The organism is Pseudomonas sp. NPDC089534, assembly GCF_044749305.1.
In the GTDB taxonomy this organism is placed as follows: domain Bacteria; phylum Pseudomonadota; class Gammaproteobacteria; order Pseudomonadales; family Pseudomonadaceae; genus Aquipseudomonas; species Aquipseudomonas ekonensis.
Map to the genome: position 1 here is coordinate 23,887 of NZ_JBIVHR010000015.1, position 15,221 is coordinate 39,107.

11 protein-coding genes are annotated in these 15,221 nt (G+C 67.3%); 8 read left to right on the plus strand and 3 right to left on the minus strand.

Annotated elements, in window-relative coordinates; translation table 11 throughout:
- Nucleotides 1-114 precede the first annotated feature (114 nt).
- Complete coding sequence (locus ACIP0B_RS06685; protein WP_400830667.1) at nucleotides 115-1,311, plus strand: DUF3142 domain-containing protein; 1,197 nt, start codon at nucleotides 115-117, stop codon at nucleotides 1,309-1,311.
- Complete coding sequence (locus tag ACIP0B_RS06690; RefSeq protein ID WP_400830669.1) at nucleotides 1,298-3,424, plus strand: hypothetical protein; 2,127 nt, start codon at nucleotides 1,298-1,300, stop codon at nucleotides 3,422-3,424. Before ACIP0B_RS06685 ends, ACIP0B_RS06690 begins: the two co-directional genes overlap by 14 nt.
- Here the strand turns inward: ACIP0B_RS06690 and ACIP0B_RS06695 are convergent.
- Entirely contained in the window at nucleotides 3,421-4,050 is a 630-nt protein-coding gene (locus tag ACIP0B_RS06695; protein WP_217894385.1) for a LysE family translocator, read from the minus strand. The genes ACIP0B_RS06690 and ACIP0B_RS06695 overlap by 4 nt on opposite strands.
- A gap of 144 nt (nucleotides 4,051-4,194) precedes the next feature.
- Here ACIP0B_RS06695 and ACIP0B_RS06700 point away from each other — a divergent pair, with 144 nt between their 5' ends.
- Nucleotides 4,195-4,668: an Lrp/AsnC family transcriptional regulator gene (locus tag ACIP0B_RS06700; protein ID WP_400830671.1), complete on the plus strand. Its 474-nt coding sequence runs from the start codon at nucleotides 4,195-4,197 to the stop codon at nucleotides 4,666-4,668.
- A gap of 101 nt (nucleotides 4,669-4,769) precedes the next feature.
- On the opposite strand, the gene lpdA is transcribed toward ACIP0B_RS06700, so the two are convergent.
- A complete protein-coding gene (gene lpdA / locus ACIP0B_RS06705; protein WP_400830673.1) occupies nucleotides 4,770-6,170 on the minus strand; it encodes a dihydrolipoyl dehydrogenase in 1,401 nt (466 codons plus the stop codon).
- Between the two features lie 210 nt (nucleotides 6,171-6,380).
- Between lpdA and ACIP0B_RS06710 the strand changes: the two genes are divergently transcribed.
- The 5 genes from ACIP0B_RS06710 to cfaB all read left to right on the plus strand — a co-directional run bounded on the left by ACIP0B_RS06710 (nucleotide 6,381) and on the right by cfaB (nucleotide 13,706).
- Nucleotides 6,381-8,339, plus strand: a complete 1,959-nt coding sequence (locus tag ACIP0B_RS06710; RefSeq protein WP_400830675.1) for an SPFH domain-containing protein — start codon at nucleotides 6,381-6,383, stop codon at nucleotides 8,337-8,339.
- Nucleotides 8,336-9,382 (plus strand): protease modulator HflC, encoded by a 1,047-nt coding sequence (hflC, locus tag ACIP0B_RS06715; protein WP_400830677.1) that lies wholly within the window; start codon nucleotides 8,336-8,338, stop codon nucleotides 9,380-9,382. The genes ACIP0B_RS06710 and hflC overlap by 4 nt, the downstream gene beginning before the upstream one ends.
- On the plus strand, nucleotides 9,379-10,437 hold the full coding sequence (gene hflK / locus ACIP0B_RS06720; RefSeq protein WP_400830679.1) for a protease modulator HflK: 1,059 nt from the start codon (nucleotides 9,379-9,381) through the stop codon (nucleotides 10,435-10,437). Before hflC ends, hflK begins: the two co-directional genes overlap by 4 nt.
- Complete coding sequence (locus tag ACIP0B_RS06725; RefSeq protein ID WP_400830680.1) at nucleotides 10,434-12,341, plus strand: heavy metal translocating P-type ATPase; 1,908 nt, start codon at nucleotides 10,434-10,436, stop codon at nucleotides 12,339-12,341. Before hflK ends, ACIP0B_RS06725 begins: the two co-directional genes overlap by 4 nt.
- Before the next feature lie 177 nt (nucleotides 12,342-12,518).
- Complete coding sequence (cfaB, locus tag ACIP0B_RS06730) at nucleotides 12,519-13,706, plus strand: C17 cyclopropane fatty acid synthase CfaB (RefSeq protein WP_400830682.1); 1,188 nt, start codon at nucleotides 12,519-12,521, stop codon at nucleotides 13,704-13,706.
- 3 nt (nucleotides 13,707-13,709) lie between these two features.
- Here cfaB and cls read toward each other — a convergent pair whose 3' ends face one another.
- Nucleotides 13,710-15,149: a cardiolipin synthase gene (gene cls / locus ACIP0B_RS06735; RefSeq protein ID WP_400830683.1), complete on the minus strand. Its 1,440-nt coding sequence runs from the start codon at nucleotides 15,147-15,149 to the stop codon at nucleotides 13,710-13,712.
- Nucleotides 15,150-15,221: the final 72 nt, after the last annotated feature.

Consider the following 15,221-nt stretch of genomic DNA (forward strand, 5'->3'; position numbering starts at 1 on the left):
GCTTGCCCCGGGCGGCGATCCGACGAAGGCGTCAGCTCAGGCAACCAAGATGTCGGTCGCTCCCGAAGGTTTTGTGTACCCTTGGCGCTTTGCGTGGCCAGGGAGTCGCAAGCAATGCGGTTTATCATCGGGCTGTCGGCGGTGCTGGCCATCGCCTCTTGGCTCACGGCCTGCGAGCGGACGCCGGCGCCGCCCCTCGACCAGCAACTCTATATCTGGCAGCGCCAATGGACGCCTGCCCACGAAGCCGCGCTGCGCGACAGCCGCGCTGACTTTTCGACGGTGCGGGTGCTGGCGTTGCAGGCGTTTCCGCAGGCGGGATGGAGCCGGGCGCGGATCGATCCGGGGCTGCTCCGCCAGGACGGCCGGCCGCTGATCGCGGTGATCCGGCTCGACGGCCAGCTCAAGTCCCTGGACCTTGCGCAAGCCACGGCGCAGATCCTTCAGGTGCTCGACGACTGGCGGGGGCAAGGGCTGACGTTGGCCGGCGTTGAGATCGACCACGATGCCGGCAGCGCACGGCTGCCGGCCTATGCCGAATTCCTCGCCCATCTGCGCTCGGCGCTGCCGCCCTCGTTGCCGCTGAGCATCACCGCGCTGCCGGCGTGGCTGGACAGCCCGCAGTTGCCGGCGCTGCTGGCGGCGGTCGACAGCAGCGTGCTGCAGGTGCATGCGGTCAGCGATCCGCGCCGGGGCCTGTTCGATGCGCAGCAGGCGCGGCGCTGGGCGGACGCCTGGGGACGGGTCAGCGACAAGCCGTTCTACCTGGCGCTGCCGGCCTACGGCGTGGCGCTGTTGCCGGACAGCGGCGGAGCGCCTGAGGTGGAGAGCGAGGTCTCTATCCCGCGGCGCGGCGAACGCCGCGAACTGCTTGCCGATCCACAGGCCTTGAGCCGCCTGGCCAGCGGACTGCGCGAAGACCGCCCGGCCCACCTGGCCGGCCTGATCTGGTTCCGCCTGCCGCTGGCCAACGACCGCCGGGCCTGGAGCCTGACCACGTTGCGTGCCGTCGCCCGCGGCGAACCCTTGTCGAGCCGCCTCGGCGTGAGCTTCGCGGCGCAGGATGGGCTCTACGACATCGGCCTCGCCAACCGGGGCAATCTCGACAGCCCTTGGCCCGCGCGGCTGACGGTCAAGGCCCGGGGTTGCGTCGGCGCCGACGCCCTGGCCGGTTACTCGTTGCAACAAACGCCGGATCTGCTTACCTTCACCCGCCTGCGCGACGGCCGGCTGCCGGCGGGCGGTCAGCGCGCCGTCGGTTGGGCGCGTTGCGCAAACATTGATCAAGGAGGTTCGCATGTTGACCCGTAACTGGCCCCGCCACCTGCTCTGCCTGAGCCTCAGCCTGCCGCTGGGCACGGCGCTGGCCTGCGGCCCGGACTTCCCGATGCGCCTGCTCGACAACCGCGGGCAATCGCTGGCGGAGCTGCCGGAGGGCAACTTCAACTTCGAGATCAGCCGTCTGGGCAAAGCCATCGACGGGCTCAAGCTCACGACGGTGGCCACCCATAACCCGGACGCGTACGGCGAGCCCGGCGAATACGTCGACGAGCGCGAGCAGGCCGAGCAAGCGGACCTGAGCGAAGCTGCGCAGGCGCAGGTCAAGCGCTTGCGCAGCCTCGGCGATGCCCGCCAGGCCTATGAGCAGGGGGCCGACCTTCCCGCCGAGGTGCGCCTGTACGTGGCCGGCGCCGTGGCGTTCGCCGCCGCCGATTACCCGCTGGCCGCCGACTACTTCAGACAGGTGCTGGCGCTGCCGGCGGATCAGCGTCCGTTGCGCAGCACGTGGGCGGCGTACTCCCTGGGCCGTTCCCTGTACGCCATGAGCGGGCAGGCGGACGACGCCCTCGACCCGCTGGAGCAGGCGCTCGCCGCGTTCCGCCAGACCCGCCAATTGAACATCGACGGCTTCAGCGACCCGCTGGAGCTGGGCGTGGCCAGCCTCGGCGAAGAGGCCCGGGTGCTGCGCACCGCCGGGGACTGGAACGGCGCCATCGAACTGTACGCGGCGCAGAACCAGCATGGCTCGGCGGTGGGGGCGTCTTCGCTGAAACTGCTGGTGAACGACCTGGTGGCGCTGCCTGAGGATCAACTGGCCAAGCTGCTGCGGGGCAAAGCGGTGCAGCAACTGGTCACGGCCTCGCTGATCAGCCGGATCGGCTGGTCGTTCGGCGAGCAGCCGGAACGCGAGAAGGCACTGATCAAACTGCTGCAGGACAGCACCCGCGGCAGCCTGGACAACGCCGACCGCCTGGCGGCGATGAACTATCAGCAGGGCGACTACGCCACCGCCAAGGCGCTTCTCGAACACGCCGGGGACGGCGGGCTGGCCTGGTGGCTGCGGGCGAAACTGGCGGTGCGCGACGGCGACGCCAACGCCGCCGCAGCGGCCTACGCCAAGGCCGCCCAGGCCTTCCCTAAGGACGAATCGTGGGGCGAGCGGCGCACGCCGGACTGGGCCTTCGAAACCCTGCGGCCCAAGTGCCGGGTGGACGGCGAAAGCGCGATCCTCGACCTGCAGCGCGGCGATTACCTGCAAGCCTTCGACCGCTTGTACCAGAGCCAGGACATTTACTGGTTCGACGCCGCCACCGTGGCCGAGCGGGTGCTGACGCTCGATGAGCTCAAGCGCTACGTCGATGAGAAAGTGCCGGCGCCGCCGGTGCTGAGCCAGCAGGACCGCGACAACTACGTGCCGCTGTCGGTGGCGGCGAACCTGCGCAACCTGCTGGGCCGGCGCTTGCTGCGCGAAGGCCGCTACGAAGAGGCGGTCGGCTACTTCGACAACCCCGACCTGCAGAACAAGGCCCGGTTGTACGGCCAGCAACGGCTGAACGCCGATGCGGCGTGGTGGCCGACCAAACGCGCCGCCGCGCTGTTCAACGCCGCCTGGACCGCCCGGGAATGGGGCATGGACATCCTCGGCTACGAGATGGCGCCGGACTACGCGACGTTCGGCGGCAACTACAGCCTGGAAACCGCCGAACTGAAAGTCGGCCCGCTGGTGGCCGACGCCGAAGTGCAGCGCCAGAAGGCCAGCGAGGCGCAGCCCGACGTGCGTTACCACTACCGGTTCGTCGCCACCGCGCTGGCCAACCGCGCGGCCGACAACCTGCCGCACACCAGCCAGGCGTTCGCCGCCGTGCTGTGCTCGGCGGCCGGCTGGAACAGCAGCGAAGAGGATCAGCGCGGGCTGTACCAGCGCTATGTGAAGGAAGGCCCTTACGTGCCGTGGGCGGTGGACTTCGGCCACCAGTGCCCGTATCCGGACTTCGAGAACGCCGACAAGCGCTACGTGACCCAGGTCACCGACGCCGTGCGCTCGACGCTGCGCCCTTACAAGTGGCCGGTGCAGATCGGCGCGGTCGTGGCGTTTGCCGGCATTGCGCTGCTGCTGATCAACCGCCGCCGGCGCAAAGCCTAGGCCTGCTGGACGAACGTCAGGCGCACGGCGAAGCCGATCAACAGGCTGCCGAACAGCCACTGTTGCAGGCGCTGGGCCGACGGGCTGTTGTGCAGCCAGCGGCCCAGGGCGGCGCCGGCCAGGGCGTAGGCGCTGTCGAACAGCAGCCCTGCGCCCACCAGCAGGGCACCGAGCACGGCGAACTGGGTGAGCACCGGCGCACCGTCGGCGACGATGAACTGCGGCAGCAGCACCGAACAGAACAGCAGCGCCTTGGGGTTGAGCAGGTTGGTCAGCAGGCCGCGGCGCACCGCTTCGCGCCACTGCGCCTTCGCGTCCGGCAGCGGCGCAGCGTTCAGGTCCGGCAGCAACGTGCTGCGCAGGCACTGGACGCCGAGCCACAGCAGGTAAGCCGCCCCGGCCAGGCGCACCACGTCGAACGTCCACGGCGCGGCCTTGAACAGCGCCGCCAGCCCCAACCCCGCCAGCGCCACATGGCAGCCCCTTGCCACCGCCAGCCCGACGGCAGTGGCCAGCGCCGCGCCGCGACCCTGACGGGCGCCGGTCTGCAGCAGGAGGATCATGTCCGGGCCGGGCAGCAGGTAGACCACCGCCAATGCCAGGAAAAACAGCCAGAGACTCGCCACGCCGCACCCCTTTCGTTGTCGATTCGGTCGGCTCAGTCTAGGGCCGAAGGGCAGGGCAGGTGGTTGCGTAGTTCGCTTCAAATGCGCTTGTGATTGGCATAACCTGCTTTCTTTTTGCGCATAGACCATCAGGATCTGCCAACCATGAAACTGGACGCCTTCGACCGCAAGATCCTCGCCGCGCTGCAACGCGACGGACGCCTGAGCAACGTGCAGTTGGCCGACGAGATCGGGCTGTCGGCGTCGCCGTGCCTGCGTCGGGTGCGGATGCTGGAGGAGGCGGGGGTGATCCGCGGCTACCAGGCCAACCTGGATCGCGATGAAGTGGGGCTGGGGCTGACCGTGTTCGTCGGGGTCAAGGTGGAGCGGCACAACGACGAACGGGCCGAAGCGTTCCGGGCGGCGGTGACGGCGCTGCCGGAGGTGATTTCGGCGTTTCTGGTGTCCGGCGAGTCGGACTTCCTGTTGCAGGTGGTGGTGCCGGACCTGCGGGCCTATGACCGGTTTCTCACCGATTGCCTGCTGAAGTTGCCGGGGGTGAGCGACATCCGCAGCAACTTTGCGATCAACACGGTGAAGACGCCGGGGGCGTTGCCGTTGGGGCACCTTCCGGATTGAGGCCGGGTTGAGCCCATCGCGAGCAGGCTCGCTCCCACAGGGAATGCAGCAATCTCTGTGGGAGCGAGCCTGCTCGCGATAGCGGTCTGTCTGCCGGCGGCCTACATCTGGGTCGCCATCCCCTCCACATCCATCGCGGCCTGGCGCAGCGCCTCCGAGCGGGTCGGATGCGGGTGGCAGGTCAGGGCGATGTCCTCGGCCGAGGCGCTGAACTCCATGGCCACGCAGTATTCGCCGATCATCTCGCTGACGCTCGGGCCGACCAGGTGCACGCCCAGCACTTCGTCCGTGCGCTCGTCGGCGATGACCTTGGCGAAACCTTCGGTCTCGTGGTTGATCTTGGCCCGGCTGTTGGCGGTGAACGGGAACTTGCCGACCTTGTAGGCCCGGCCTTCGGCCTTGAGCTGCTCTTCGGTCTTGCCGACGCTGGCCAGCTCCGGCCGGGTGTAGATGACGTTGGGGATCAGGTCGTAGTTGACCTCGGCCGCCTTGCCGGCGATCCGCTCGATGCAGGCCATGGCTTCGTCTTCGGCCTTGTGCGCGAGCATCGGCCCGGACGTGACGTCGCCGATCACCCACACCCCGGCGGCCTCGGTGCGGTGGCGGTCGTTGGCGAGCATGCCGCGCTTGTCGGTGCCCAGGCCGACGTTCTCAAGGCCCAGCCCGCGGGTGTACGGCCGGCGGCCGATGGCGACCAGCACATAGTCGGCTTCCAATAGCTCGGCGGCGCCGCCGGCGGCGGGCTCGACGCTCAGTTGCACGCCGTTGGCGGTGGACGTGGCGCTGGTGACTTTCGAGCTCAGCCTGAAGGCGATCCCCTGCTTGGCCAGCGAGCGCTGCAAGGCCTTGCCGGCTTCGCCGTCGACACCGGGGCAGATGCGATCCAGGTATTCGACCACCGTCACTTGCGCCCCGAGCCGGCGCCAGACCGAGCCCAGCTCCAGGCCGATCACCCCGGCGCCGATCACCACCAGGTGCTTGGGCACTTCGCCGAGCGACAGCGCGCCGGTGGAGTCGAGGATGCGCTGGTTGTCGATCTCCACGCCGGGCAGGGGCGTGGGCTCGGAGCCGGTGGCGATGACGATGTCCTTGGCGGTGAGCTCGATGCGGCTGCCCTGGTCGCCGGTCACGCTGACCTTGCCGGGGCCGTCGATATGGCCCCAGCCCTTGATCCAGTCGACCTTGTTCTTGCGGAACAGGAACTCGATGCCTTTGGTCAGGCCGGCGACGCTTTCGTCCTTCTGCTTCATCATCTGCGCGAGGTTGAGCGACGGCTTGACCTCGATGCCGAGGTTGGCGAATTCCGGCCCCAGGGCCGCTTCGTACAGTTCCGAGGCATGCAGCAACGCCTTGGACGGCATGCAGCCGACGTTCAGGCAGGTGCCGCCGAGGGTGGCGCGACCTTCCACGCAGGCGGCCTTGAGGCCGAGCTGGCCGGCGCGGATCGCCGCGTTGTAGCCGCCGGGGCCGCCGCCCAGAATCACCACGTCATAGTTGCTCATGCGCTTGCTCCTGGTTGAAGGATGCGGATCGGTAAAAGTAGCCCGCACTAAAAATTACGAACGTAATATGTGCGTTCGCGGACATTTCGGTCAAGGCTTCAGGCAAGCGACAGGTCGGTCGTCTTTAGATAGTGGATTTGTGTACGAATATTTCACGGCATTTGTTATATCGTAACGATATGTGCCGATAGCCAAAGGTTTTGGGGGGATATGCAAGTCGATCTGGAGGTGGATGGCACGCAGGTGACCGGATTGCCGCGCTTTCAGCAGGCCGCGGCCCAAGGACGCCGCGTGCGCCGGTTGGCCGTCGGGTTGGGCGCGCTGGCCGGGGCAGGGTGGGTGCTGGCGTTCTTTGTCGGGTTGTTTGCGCCGCAATCGTTGTGGCCGGCGTTGCTGGTCAATCTGAGCGCTGCGCTGTTGGTGCTGGTTGCCGGATTGCAGTCGGCGTGGTGGGTGAGCCGCTGGCGGACGCGGGTGATCAGTCCTGACGCACCGGTCGTGGCGGAGCCAGAACACCCTGCGCCGGACGGTTGGTACGAGCGGTTGCTCGACCGGTTGAGCCGGCGCGGCCTGCACCTGCTCGGGCAGATCGGCGAGCCCACCTTGTGGCTGGGAGGTTGGGCGCTGGCGGCGCTGTCGAGCATCGACGCGGTGTGGAACCTGGCGTTGCCGGCCGCCGCGGTGGGCCTGGCTGCGACGGTCGGCGCCGCGCTGGCGCTGCTGCTGGCGTTCGGACTGCTGGTGCTGGAACGGCAGCTGGCCCAGGAGTCTGAGGCGCAATGGCCGGAGGCGGGAACGCTGGCGCAATTGACGCGTGTGGCGATCATCAGTCTGGTGTTGGCTGCGCTGTGCCTGCTGTTCGCCGGCGACAGCGCGGTGTGGCCGGTGCGCGTCGCCGTGCTGATCGGCATTCTGCCGGGCCTGGTGGCGCTGGAGCTGCTGTTGCGTGCGGTGCTGGCGCTGTTCAGTCCGCGCCGGGAAACACTCGAACCGACCCTGCTGGCGCGCAGTGTCGTGGCCGATCTCTTGCGGTGGCCGCCACGGCCGCTGCTGGCCCTGCAGCATGAGCTGCACAACCGGTTCGGCATCGACCTGCGCCAGATCTGGGCCTTCAGTTACATGCGCCGGGCCCTTGTGCCTGTCCTGGCGCTGGTCGCGGCGGTGGGGTGGCTGCTGACCGGCCTCCACGAAATCCCGCTGCAAGGCCGTGGGATCTACGAGCGTTTCGGCAAACCGGTGCAGGTGTTCGGCCCCGGTCTGCACGCCGGGCTGCCCTGGCCGTTGGGGCGGGTGCTGAGCGTCGAGAACGGCGTCGTGCATGAACTGGCCACCAGCGTCGGCGAAAACCCCGCGCCGGTTCAGCCGGAGCCTGCCGAAGGTCCGCCGCCCATGACGGCCAACCGGTTGTGGGACGCCAGCCACGTCGCCGACAAATCCCAGGTGATCGCCAGCAGCCGTGGCGGGCAGCAGAGCTTCCAGATCGTCAACATGGACGTGCGTTTTGTCTATCGGATCGGTTTGAGCGATGAAGCCGCATTGGCCGCAACCTACAACAGCGCCGATGTGCCGACTCTGATCCGCAGCACGGCCAGCCGGATTCTGGTGCACGACTTTGCCTCGCGCACCCTCGACGGATTGCTCGGGCAAGACCGGACGGGGCTCGCCGAGGAGATCGGCCGGGCAGTGCAGGGTGATCTGCGGAAGCTCGACAGCGGCGTGGAAATCCTCGCCACGGTGGTCGAGGCCATTCATCCGCCGGCCGGTGCGGCCAATGCCTACCACGGCGTGCAGGCGGCGCAGATCGGTGCGCAGGCGTTGATCGCCCGCGAGCGCGGCGCGGCGGCCGAGGCCAGTAACCAGGCGCAGCTGCAGGCCAGCCTCGCCGGGGATCAAGCCACCGCCAACGCCCGCGAAACGGAAGCGGCGGCGCGGGCGGCGGACCTGAAGTTCTCGGCCGAACAAAAGGCCTACGCCAGCGCCGGTCAGGCATTCGTGCTGGAACAGTACCTCAGCCAGCTTAGCCAAGGCCTGAGCAAGGCCCGGTTGCTGGTGCTCGATCACCGTCTGGGCGGTAACGGCAATGCGCCGACCATCGACCTGCGTACCTTCACGCTGCCGGCCGATCCCGCGCCGGCACGCAATTCCGCTCAACCAGGAGTCACCCATTGAGCCAGTCGCACACTCACGATCATTCCGATCACAGCGGCCACGGTCATGCTCATGGCGGGCATCACCATCATCACGGCCATCATCACCATCACCACGGCGAGCCGGAAGAGGCCGGGCCGTTCCCTTGGCGGCGCATGGGCTGGGCAGCGTTGCTGGTGGCGTTCGCCGTCGCGGCGGCGAGCCTGGTGCAGGTGCGCTCCGGGGAGGCGACGGTGATCACCCGCTTCGGCAACCCGTCCAGGGTACTGCTTGCCCCAGGGCTGAGCTGGCGCTGGCCGGCGCCGTTCGAAGCGGCGATCCCGGTGGACCTGCGTCTGCGCACCACGTCCAGCGGCTTGCAGGACGTCGGCACCCGCGACGGCCTGCGCATCATCGTGCAGGCGTATGTGGCGTGGCAGGTGCAGGGCGATCCGGACAATGTGCAACGCTTCATGCGTGCGGTGCAGAACCAACCGGATGAAGCCGCGCGGCAGATCCGCACGTTTGTCGGCTCGGCGCTGGAGACCACCGCCAGCAGCTTCGATCTGGCGAGTCTGGTGAACACCGATGCCGGTCAGGTGCGCATCGCCGATTTCGAGGCGCAGTTGCGCCAGCAGATCGATCAGCAATTGCTCGCCACCTACGGCGTGCGGGTGGTGCAGGTCGGCATTGAGCGGTTGACCCTGCCGTCGGTGACGCTCACGGCCACCGTCGACCGGATGCGCGCCGAGCGTGAAACCATCGCCACCGAACGCACGGCCATCGGCAAGCGCGAGGCAGCGCAGATCCGCTCCGCCGCCGAACGCGATGCCCGCATCGTGCAGGCCGACGCCACGGTGAAGGCGGCAGAGATCGAAGCGCAGTCCCGGGTCGAAGCGGCGCAGATCTACGGGCGCGCCTATGCCGGTTCGCCGCAGCTGTACAACCTGCTGCGTTCGCTGGACACCCTGGGCACCCTCGTCACGCCCGACACCAAGCTGATTTTGCGTACTGACGCCGCGCCGTTCCGGGCCTTGGTGGACGGCCCGCCGACACTCGACAGCAAAAGCGGATCGCAGCCATGAGTGAAGTTCCACGTGGAACACATTCGCTGAACAGCCCCTGGATCCAGGCCGGACGCCTGGCGTTCTTTGCGCTGTACGCCGTGACGGTGCTGGCGGCGCTGGCCTGGGCATTCTCCAATGTGCGGCAGATCGATCCGCAGAACCGCGCGGTGGTTCTGCATTTCGGTGCGTTGGAGCGGATTCAGAATGCCGGTTTGCTGTTGGCCTGGCCCGAACCCTTTGAGCAAGTGGTGTTGCTGCCGGCGGCGGACCGGGTGATCGAGCGTCGGGTCGACAACCTGCTGCGCAGCGACGCAGCCTTGCAGGCGGACCGCGTGGCGACATTCGCCACACCCTTGAGCGATGCGCTGGCTGGTTCCGGCTATTTGCTCACCGGGGATGCTGGCGTCGTGCAGCTGGATGTCCGGGTGTTTTACAAAGTGACCGACCCTTATGCGTACGTGCTTCAAGGTGATCATGTGCTGCCCGCGCTGGATCGCCTGGTGACCCGCAGTGCGGTGGCCCTGACGGCGGCCCGGGACCTGGACACGATTCTGGTGGCCCGGCCGGAACTGATCGGTGCCGACAACCAAGCCGCCGAACGCCGCGAACGGCTGCGCGGCGATCTGGTGCAGGGCATCAACCGGCGCCTGGCCGAATTGCAGGCCAGCGGGCAGGGGATCGGCATCGAGGTGGCGCGGGTGGATGTGCAATCGAGTCTGCCGGCGCCGGCGGTGAGTGCGTTCAATGCGGTGCTGACCGCCAGCCAGCAGGCCGACAAAGCCGTGGCCAACGCCCGCACCGAAGCGGAGAAACTCACCCAGACCGCCAACGAACAAGCCGACCGCACGTTGCAGGTGGCCCATGCGCAATCCGGTGAACGGCTCGCCAAGGCCACGGCCGACACGGCGACGGTCTTGAGCCTGGCCAAGGCCCGGCAACAAGGCGCCGACCCGCAGATGCTGCTGCGTCTGTACCGCGAACGCATTCCGAAGATCCTTGGCCAGGCCGGTTCAGTCACCACGGTGGATCCGAAGGACGATGCCCGCCTGATCATTCAGGGAGCCAGCAAATGACCGCAAGCACCACTCCTGCGCCGAGCCTGTTGTCCTCGGCCGAACAGCGTCGGGCCGCGCGCCAGTTGACCTTGGCGATGCTCGCCCTCGGCCTGCTCGGGCTGGGGCTGATCTGGCGCTGGCTGATGCCGGAGCAGACCGGCGTCAGCCAGTTGCTGCTGGGCGTCGCGTCGGTCCTGGTCGCGGTGCCGGTCATGCGTTCGGCGTGGTTCAGCCTGCGCTACCCGAGCCTGCACGGCATCACCGACCAATTGATCGCGCTGGCCATGCTCGGTGCCTGGGCCACCGGAGACCTGCTCACGGCGGCGCTGCTGCCGATCATCATGATCTTCGGCCATGTGCTGGAGGAGCGCAGCGTGATCGGCTCCCAGGAAGCGATTCATGCGCTGGGCCAACTGACCCGCAGCCATGCGCGCAAGCTGCAGGCCGACGGTTCGGTCATCGAAGTCGACAACGGCACGCTCAAGGCCGGCGACAAAGTCGAAGTCCGTGCGGGAGACCGGGTGCCGGCGGACGGTCGGGTGCTGTTCGGCCAGGCCAGCCTCGATACGGCGTCGATCACCGGCGAGTCGGTGCCGGTGGAGGCGGGCGCCGGCATGGAGGTGTTCGGCGGCGCAATCAACCTCGACGGCCTGCTGCGCATCGAGGTGACCCGCACCGGCGATGAGTCGACCCTCGGCAAGGTCATCGGCCTGATGCAGAACGCCGAACGCTCGAAGCCGCCGATCACCCGTCTGCTGGAGCGCTATGCCGGCAGCTACATGGTGCTGGTGTTGTTGCTGGCGGCGGTGACCTGGTTCATCACCCACGATGCGCAAGCGATGCTCGCGGTGCTGGTGGCGGCTTGCCCGTGCGCCTTGGTGCTGTCGGCGCCGGCCACGGCAATCGCCGGCGTGGCGGTGGCGGCGCGGCACGGGATCCTGATCCGCAGCTCGGCGTTCCTTGAGGAGCTGGCCGATCTCACGTCGCTGGTGGTGGACAAGACCGGCACCCTGACGTTCGGCACCTTGCGCTTGCAGTCGGTCAACAGCCCGCGCGTCGAACACGGCACGGTGATCGCGCTGGCGGCAGCGCTCGGTGCGGCCAGCAGCCATCCGGTCAGCCGTGCATTGGCCGGTCTGGCCGAGCCGGACAGTGACCTGGCGCTGACCGACATCCATGAGCGGCAAGGGCTGGGCGTCGTCGCCATGACGACGCAGGGCGAGGCGGCGTTGGGCCGCCCGGAGCTGTTCTCGCAGTTGGGCATCGTCACCACCGCCGTGCCGGAACATGACGGCTCGATCGCCGGACTGGCCCTGAACGGCGAATTCCTCGCCTGGCTGCTGCTCGCCGACAGCGTCAAGCCGGAAGCGCGGCTGGCCTTGGGTGAGTTGCGCGACCTGGGCCTGGGCCGGCAATTGCTGCTGACCGGCGACCGCCACAGTGTCGCGCACGCGTTGGCCCGGGATGTCGGCCTGCATGAAGTCGAAGCCCAGGCGTTGCCGGAGGACAAGCTCAACCGGGTGCTGAGGGAGATCGACAGCGGCTTCCGGCCGATGGTGGTGGGCGACGGCATCAATGATTCGCTGGCGCTCAAGGCCGGGGTGGTCGGTGTGGCGATGGGGGCGGGAGGCGCCGACATCGCGCTGGCCTCGGCCGACATCGTGCTGATCGGCAGCGACCTGCGGCGCCTGGGCACCTGCGTGCGGCTGAGCCGCCAGTGCCGGCGGACGTTGCAGGTGAACGTGATCATCGGCCTGGGCTGGACGCTGGCCATCGTCGTGTTCGCCGCGTTCGGCTGGCTCGGCGCCGCCGGGGCCATGATCGCGGCGTTGCTGCACAACCTCAGCACCTTGCTGGTGCTGGGCAATGCCGGACGTCTGCTGCGGTTCCAGGAGCCTCTGTTGAAGATCAAGGAAGACTGATCATTTTTTGAACGGTGCGCTTGGCCTGAAGTCTTCAGAACAGGCGCACCGATGCAAGGATAACGGTGCTGTAGCCGCTTCTGAGGCTCATAGCGAACGGCTATTAAATCGATAGCCTGCTATTTTTCAAGGATGGTCTACCCTCAGATCAGACGTCTGAAACCAGGGGGATATTCCATGCTCGCGCAACTTCCACCGGCCTTACAGAAACTGCAGCTACCGCTTCGCCTGCGGCTCTGGGACGGCCATGAATTCAATCTCGGGCCGACGCCCAGCGTCACCATCGTGGTCAAGGACCCGCAGGTGGTGACCCAGTTCACCCATCCAAGCCTGGACGCGCTGGGGGCGGCGTTCGTCGAGGGCAAGCTTGAACTGGAAGGTTCGATCAGCGAGGTCATCCGGGTCTGCGACGAGCTGAGCAATGCGCTGCTCGATGAAGACGAAAGCAGTCAGCCGGTGCGCTCGCTCCATGACAAGGAAACCGACGCCAAGGCCATTTCCTATCACTACGACCTGTCCAACGCGTTCTACCAGCTGTGGCTGGACAGCGACATGGCGTATTCCTGCGCCTATTTCGAGACCGGCAGCGAAACCCTGGAACAGGCCCAACAGGCCAAGTTCCGCCACCTGTGCCGCAAGCTGCGCCTGCAGCCCGGCGACTACCTGCTGGACGTCGGCTGCGGCTGGGGCGGGCTGGCGCGGTACGCCGCCCGCGAGTTCGGCGCGAAGGTGTTCGGCATCACGTTGAGCAAGGAACAACTGGCGCTGGCCCGCGAGCGGGTCAAGGCCGAAGGCCTGGAAGACCAGATCGAGCTGCAACTGCTCGACTACCGCGACCTGCCGCAGGACGGTCGTTTCGACAAAGTGGTCAGCGTCGGCATGTTCGAGCATGTGGGCCACGCCAACCTCGCCGAATACTGCAAGACCCTGTTCGGTGCAGTGAAGGAGGGTGGCCTGGTGATGAACCACGGCATCACCGCCAAACACACCGACGGCCGTCCGGTGGGGCGCGGCGCCGGGGACTTCATCGAGAAGTACGTGTTCCCCAACGGCGAGCTGCCGCACCTGGCGATGATTTCCGCCGAGATCAGCGAAGCCGGCCTGGAGATCGTCGACGTCGAAAGCCTGCGCCTGCATTACGCGCGCACGCTGGATCACTGGAGCGAACGCCTGGAGGACAACCTGGAGACCGCCGCCAAACTGGTGCCGGAGCAGGCGCTGCGGATCTGGCGCCTGTACCTGGCCGGGTGCGCCTACGCCTTTGCCCACGGCTGGATCAACCTGCACCAGATCCTCGCCGTGAAGGCCCACCCCGACGGCAGCCATGAACTGCCGTGGACCCGGGACGACATCTACAACCCATAAGCCTTAGAGAATCGGCGAAATGAGCCGGGCGATCCGCATGCCGACCTGTTGCAGGCGGTGGATCTCCCGGCTTTCGTCTTTGGCGATCTCGTTGGCCTGGGCGAAGTCGTCGTCGAGCATCTGTTCCACGCGGGCGGCGAATTCGCCGTCCACGGTCAGCAGCATCACTTCGAAGTTGAGCCGGAAAGAGCGGTTGTCCAGGTTGGCGCTGCCGATGGCGCTGATTTCGTCGTCGATCAACACCACTTTCTGATGCAGGAACCCGGGCTTGTAGCGAAACACCCGGACGCCGGCGCGCACGGCTTCGAACGCGTAGAGGCTGGAGGCGGCGTAGACGATGCGGTGATCCGGGCGCGACGGCAGCAGCAACCGCACATCGACCCCGCGCAGAACCGCCAGGCGCAATGCCGCGAACACCGCTTCGTCGGGAATGAAATAGGGGCTGGTGATCCACACCCGCTCGGTGGCGGCGTGGATCGCTTCGACGAAGAACAGCGAGCAGGTCTCGTAGGGGTCGGCCGGGCCGCTGGCGAGCAACTGGCAGAGCACGCCGTCCTCCGGATAGGCATCCGGCAGGATCATCGGCGGCAGGGCGCGCGCGGCCCAGAACCAGTCCTCGGCGAACGACTCCTGCATGCAGGCCACCACCGGGCCGCGCACCTGGACATGGGTGTCGCGCCAGGGCGCGAGCGGCGGCTTCTCGCCCATGTACTCGTCGCCGACATTGTGGCCGCCGACAAAACCGGTCATGCCGTCCACCACGACGATTTTGCGGTGGTTGCGGAAGTTCACTTGAAAGCGGTTGAGCCAGCCGCTGCGGGTGGCGAACGCCTGCACCTCGACGCCGCCGTCGCGCAGGGCCTGCACGTAGCTGTGGGGCAGGGCATGGCTGCCGATGCGGTCGTAGAGCAAATGCACCGCGACGCCTTCGGCGGCCTTCTTCAGCAAAAGGTCGCGCAGGCGCAGGCCGAGCTGATCGTCGTGGATGATGAAGAACTGGATCAGCACCGCTTCCTTGGCCTGGCTGATGGCGTTGAACAGGGCCTTGAACGTGGCAGGGCCGTTCACCAGCAGTTGCACCTCATTGTTGGCCAGGCACGGCATCCGTCCCAGCCTGGGCATGGCGCGCAATGACGCGTAGGCGCTGGAGGCGCGGGCCGTCAGGGCTTCTTCCACCCAGGGGCGCCAGTTGAGTTCGGAGATCGCCTGGCGCATCTGCTCGTTGGCCTGGCGCCGCGCCTTGATGTAGCCGTCGAAGGTGCTGCGGCCGAAGACCAGGTACGGGATGAGCGTCAGGTAGGGAATGAAGATCAGCGACAGCGCCCAGGCGATCGAGCCCTGCGCGGTGCGCACGGTCAGCACCGCGTGAATGGCGGCGATCGAACCCAGGGTGTGGATCAGGGCGATCAGGTAACCGAAGAGGTGCGGTCCGAAGTAATCCATGGGGCAGCCGTGCTCCTGAAGTTTCAATGCCTAACAGACCATGTTCCGTTGCGGTTGTCGCCATTTAATTGG

Excerpts from the sequence above, each read along its gene's own strand:
- ACIP0B_RS06685 (WP_400830667.1), top strand. The coding sequence starts at position 115 with ATGCGGTTTATCATCGGGCTGTCGGCGGTGCTGGCCATCGCCTCTTGG.
- ACIP0B_RS06690 (WP_400830669.1), top strand. The coding sequence starts at position 1,298 with ATGTTGACCCGTAACTGGCCCCGCCACCTGCTCTGCCTGAGCCTCAGC.
- ACIP0B_RS06700 (WP_400830671.1), top strand. The coding sequence starts at position 4,195 with ATGAAACTGGACGCCTTCGACCGCAAGATCCTCGCCGCGCTGCAACGC.
- lpdA (WP_400830673.1), bottom strand. The coding sequence starts at position 6,170 with ATGAGCAACTATGACGTGGTGATTCTGGGCGGCGGCCCCGGCGGCTAC.
- ACIP0B_RS06710 (WP_400830675.1), top strand. The coding sequence starts at position 6,381 with ATGCAAGTCGATCTGGAGGTGGATGGCACGCAGGTGACCGGATTGCCG.
- hflK (WP_400830679.1), top strand. The coding sequence starts at position 9,379 with ATGAGTGAAGTTCCACGTGGAACACATTCGCTGAACAGCCCCTGGATC.
- ACIP0B_RS06725 (WP_400830680.1), top strand. The coding sequence starts at position 10,434 with ATGACCGCAAGCACCACTCCTGCGCCGAGCCTGTTGTCCTCGGCCGAA.
- cfaB (WP_400830682.1), top strand. The coding sequence starts at position 12,519 with ATGCTCGCGCAACTTCCACCGGCCTTACAGAAACTGCAGCTACCGCTT.
- cls (WP_400830683.1), bottom strand. The coding sequence starts at position 15,149 with ATGGATTACTTCGGACCGCACCTCTTCGGTTACCTGATCGCCCTGATC.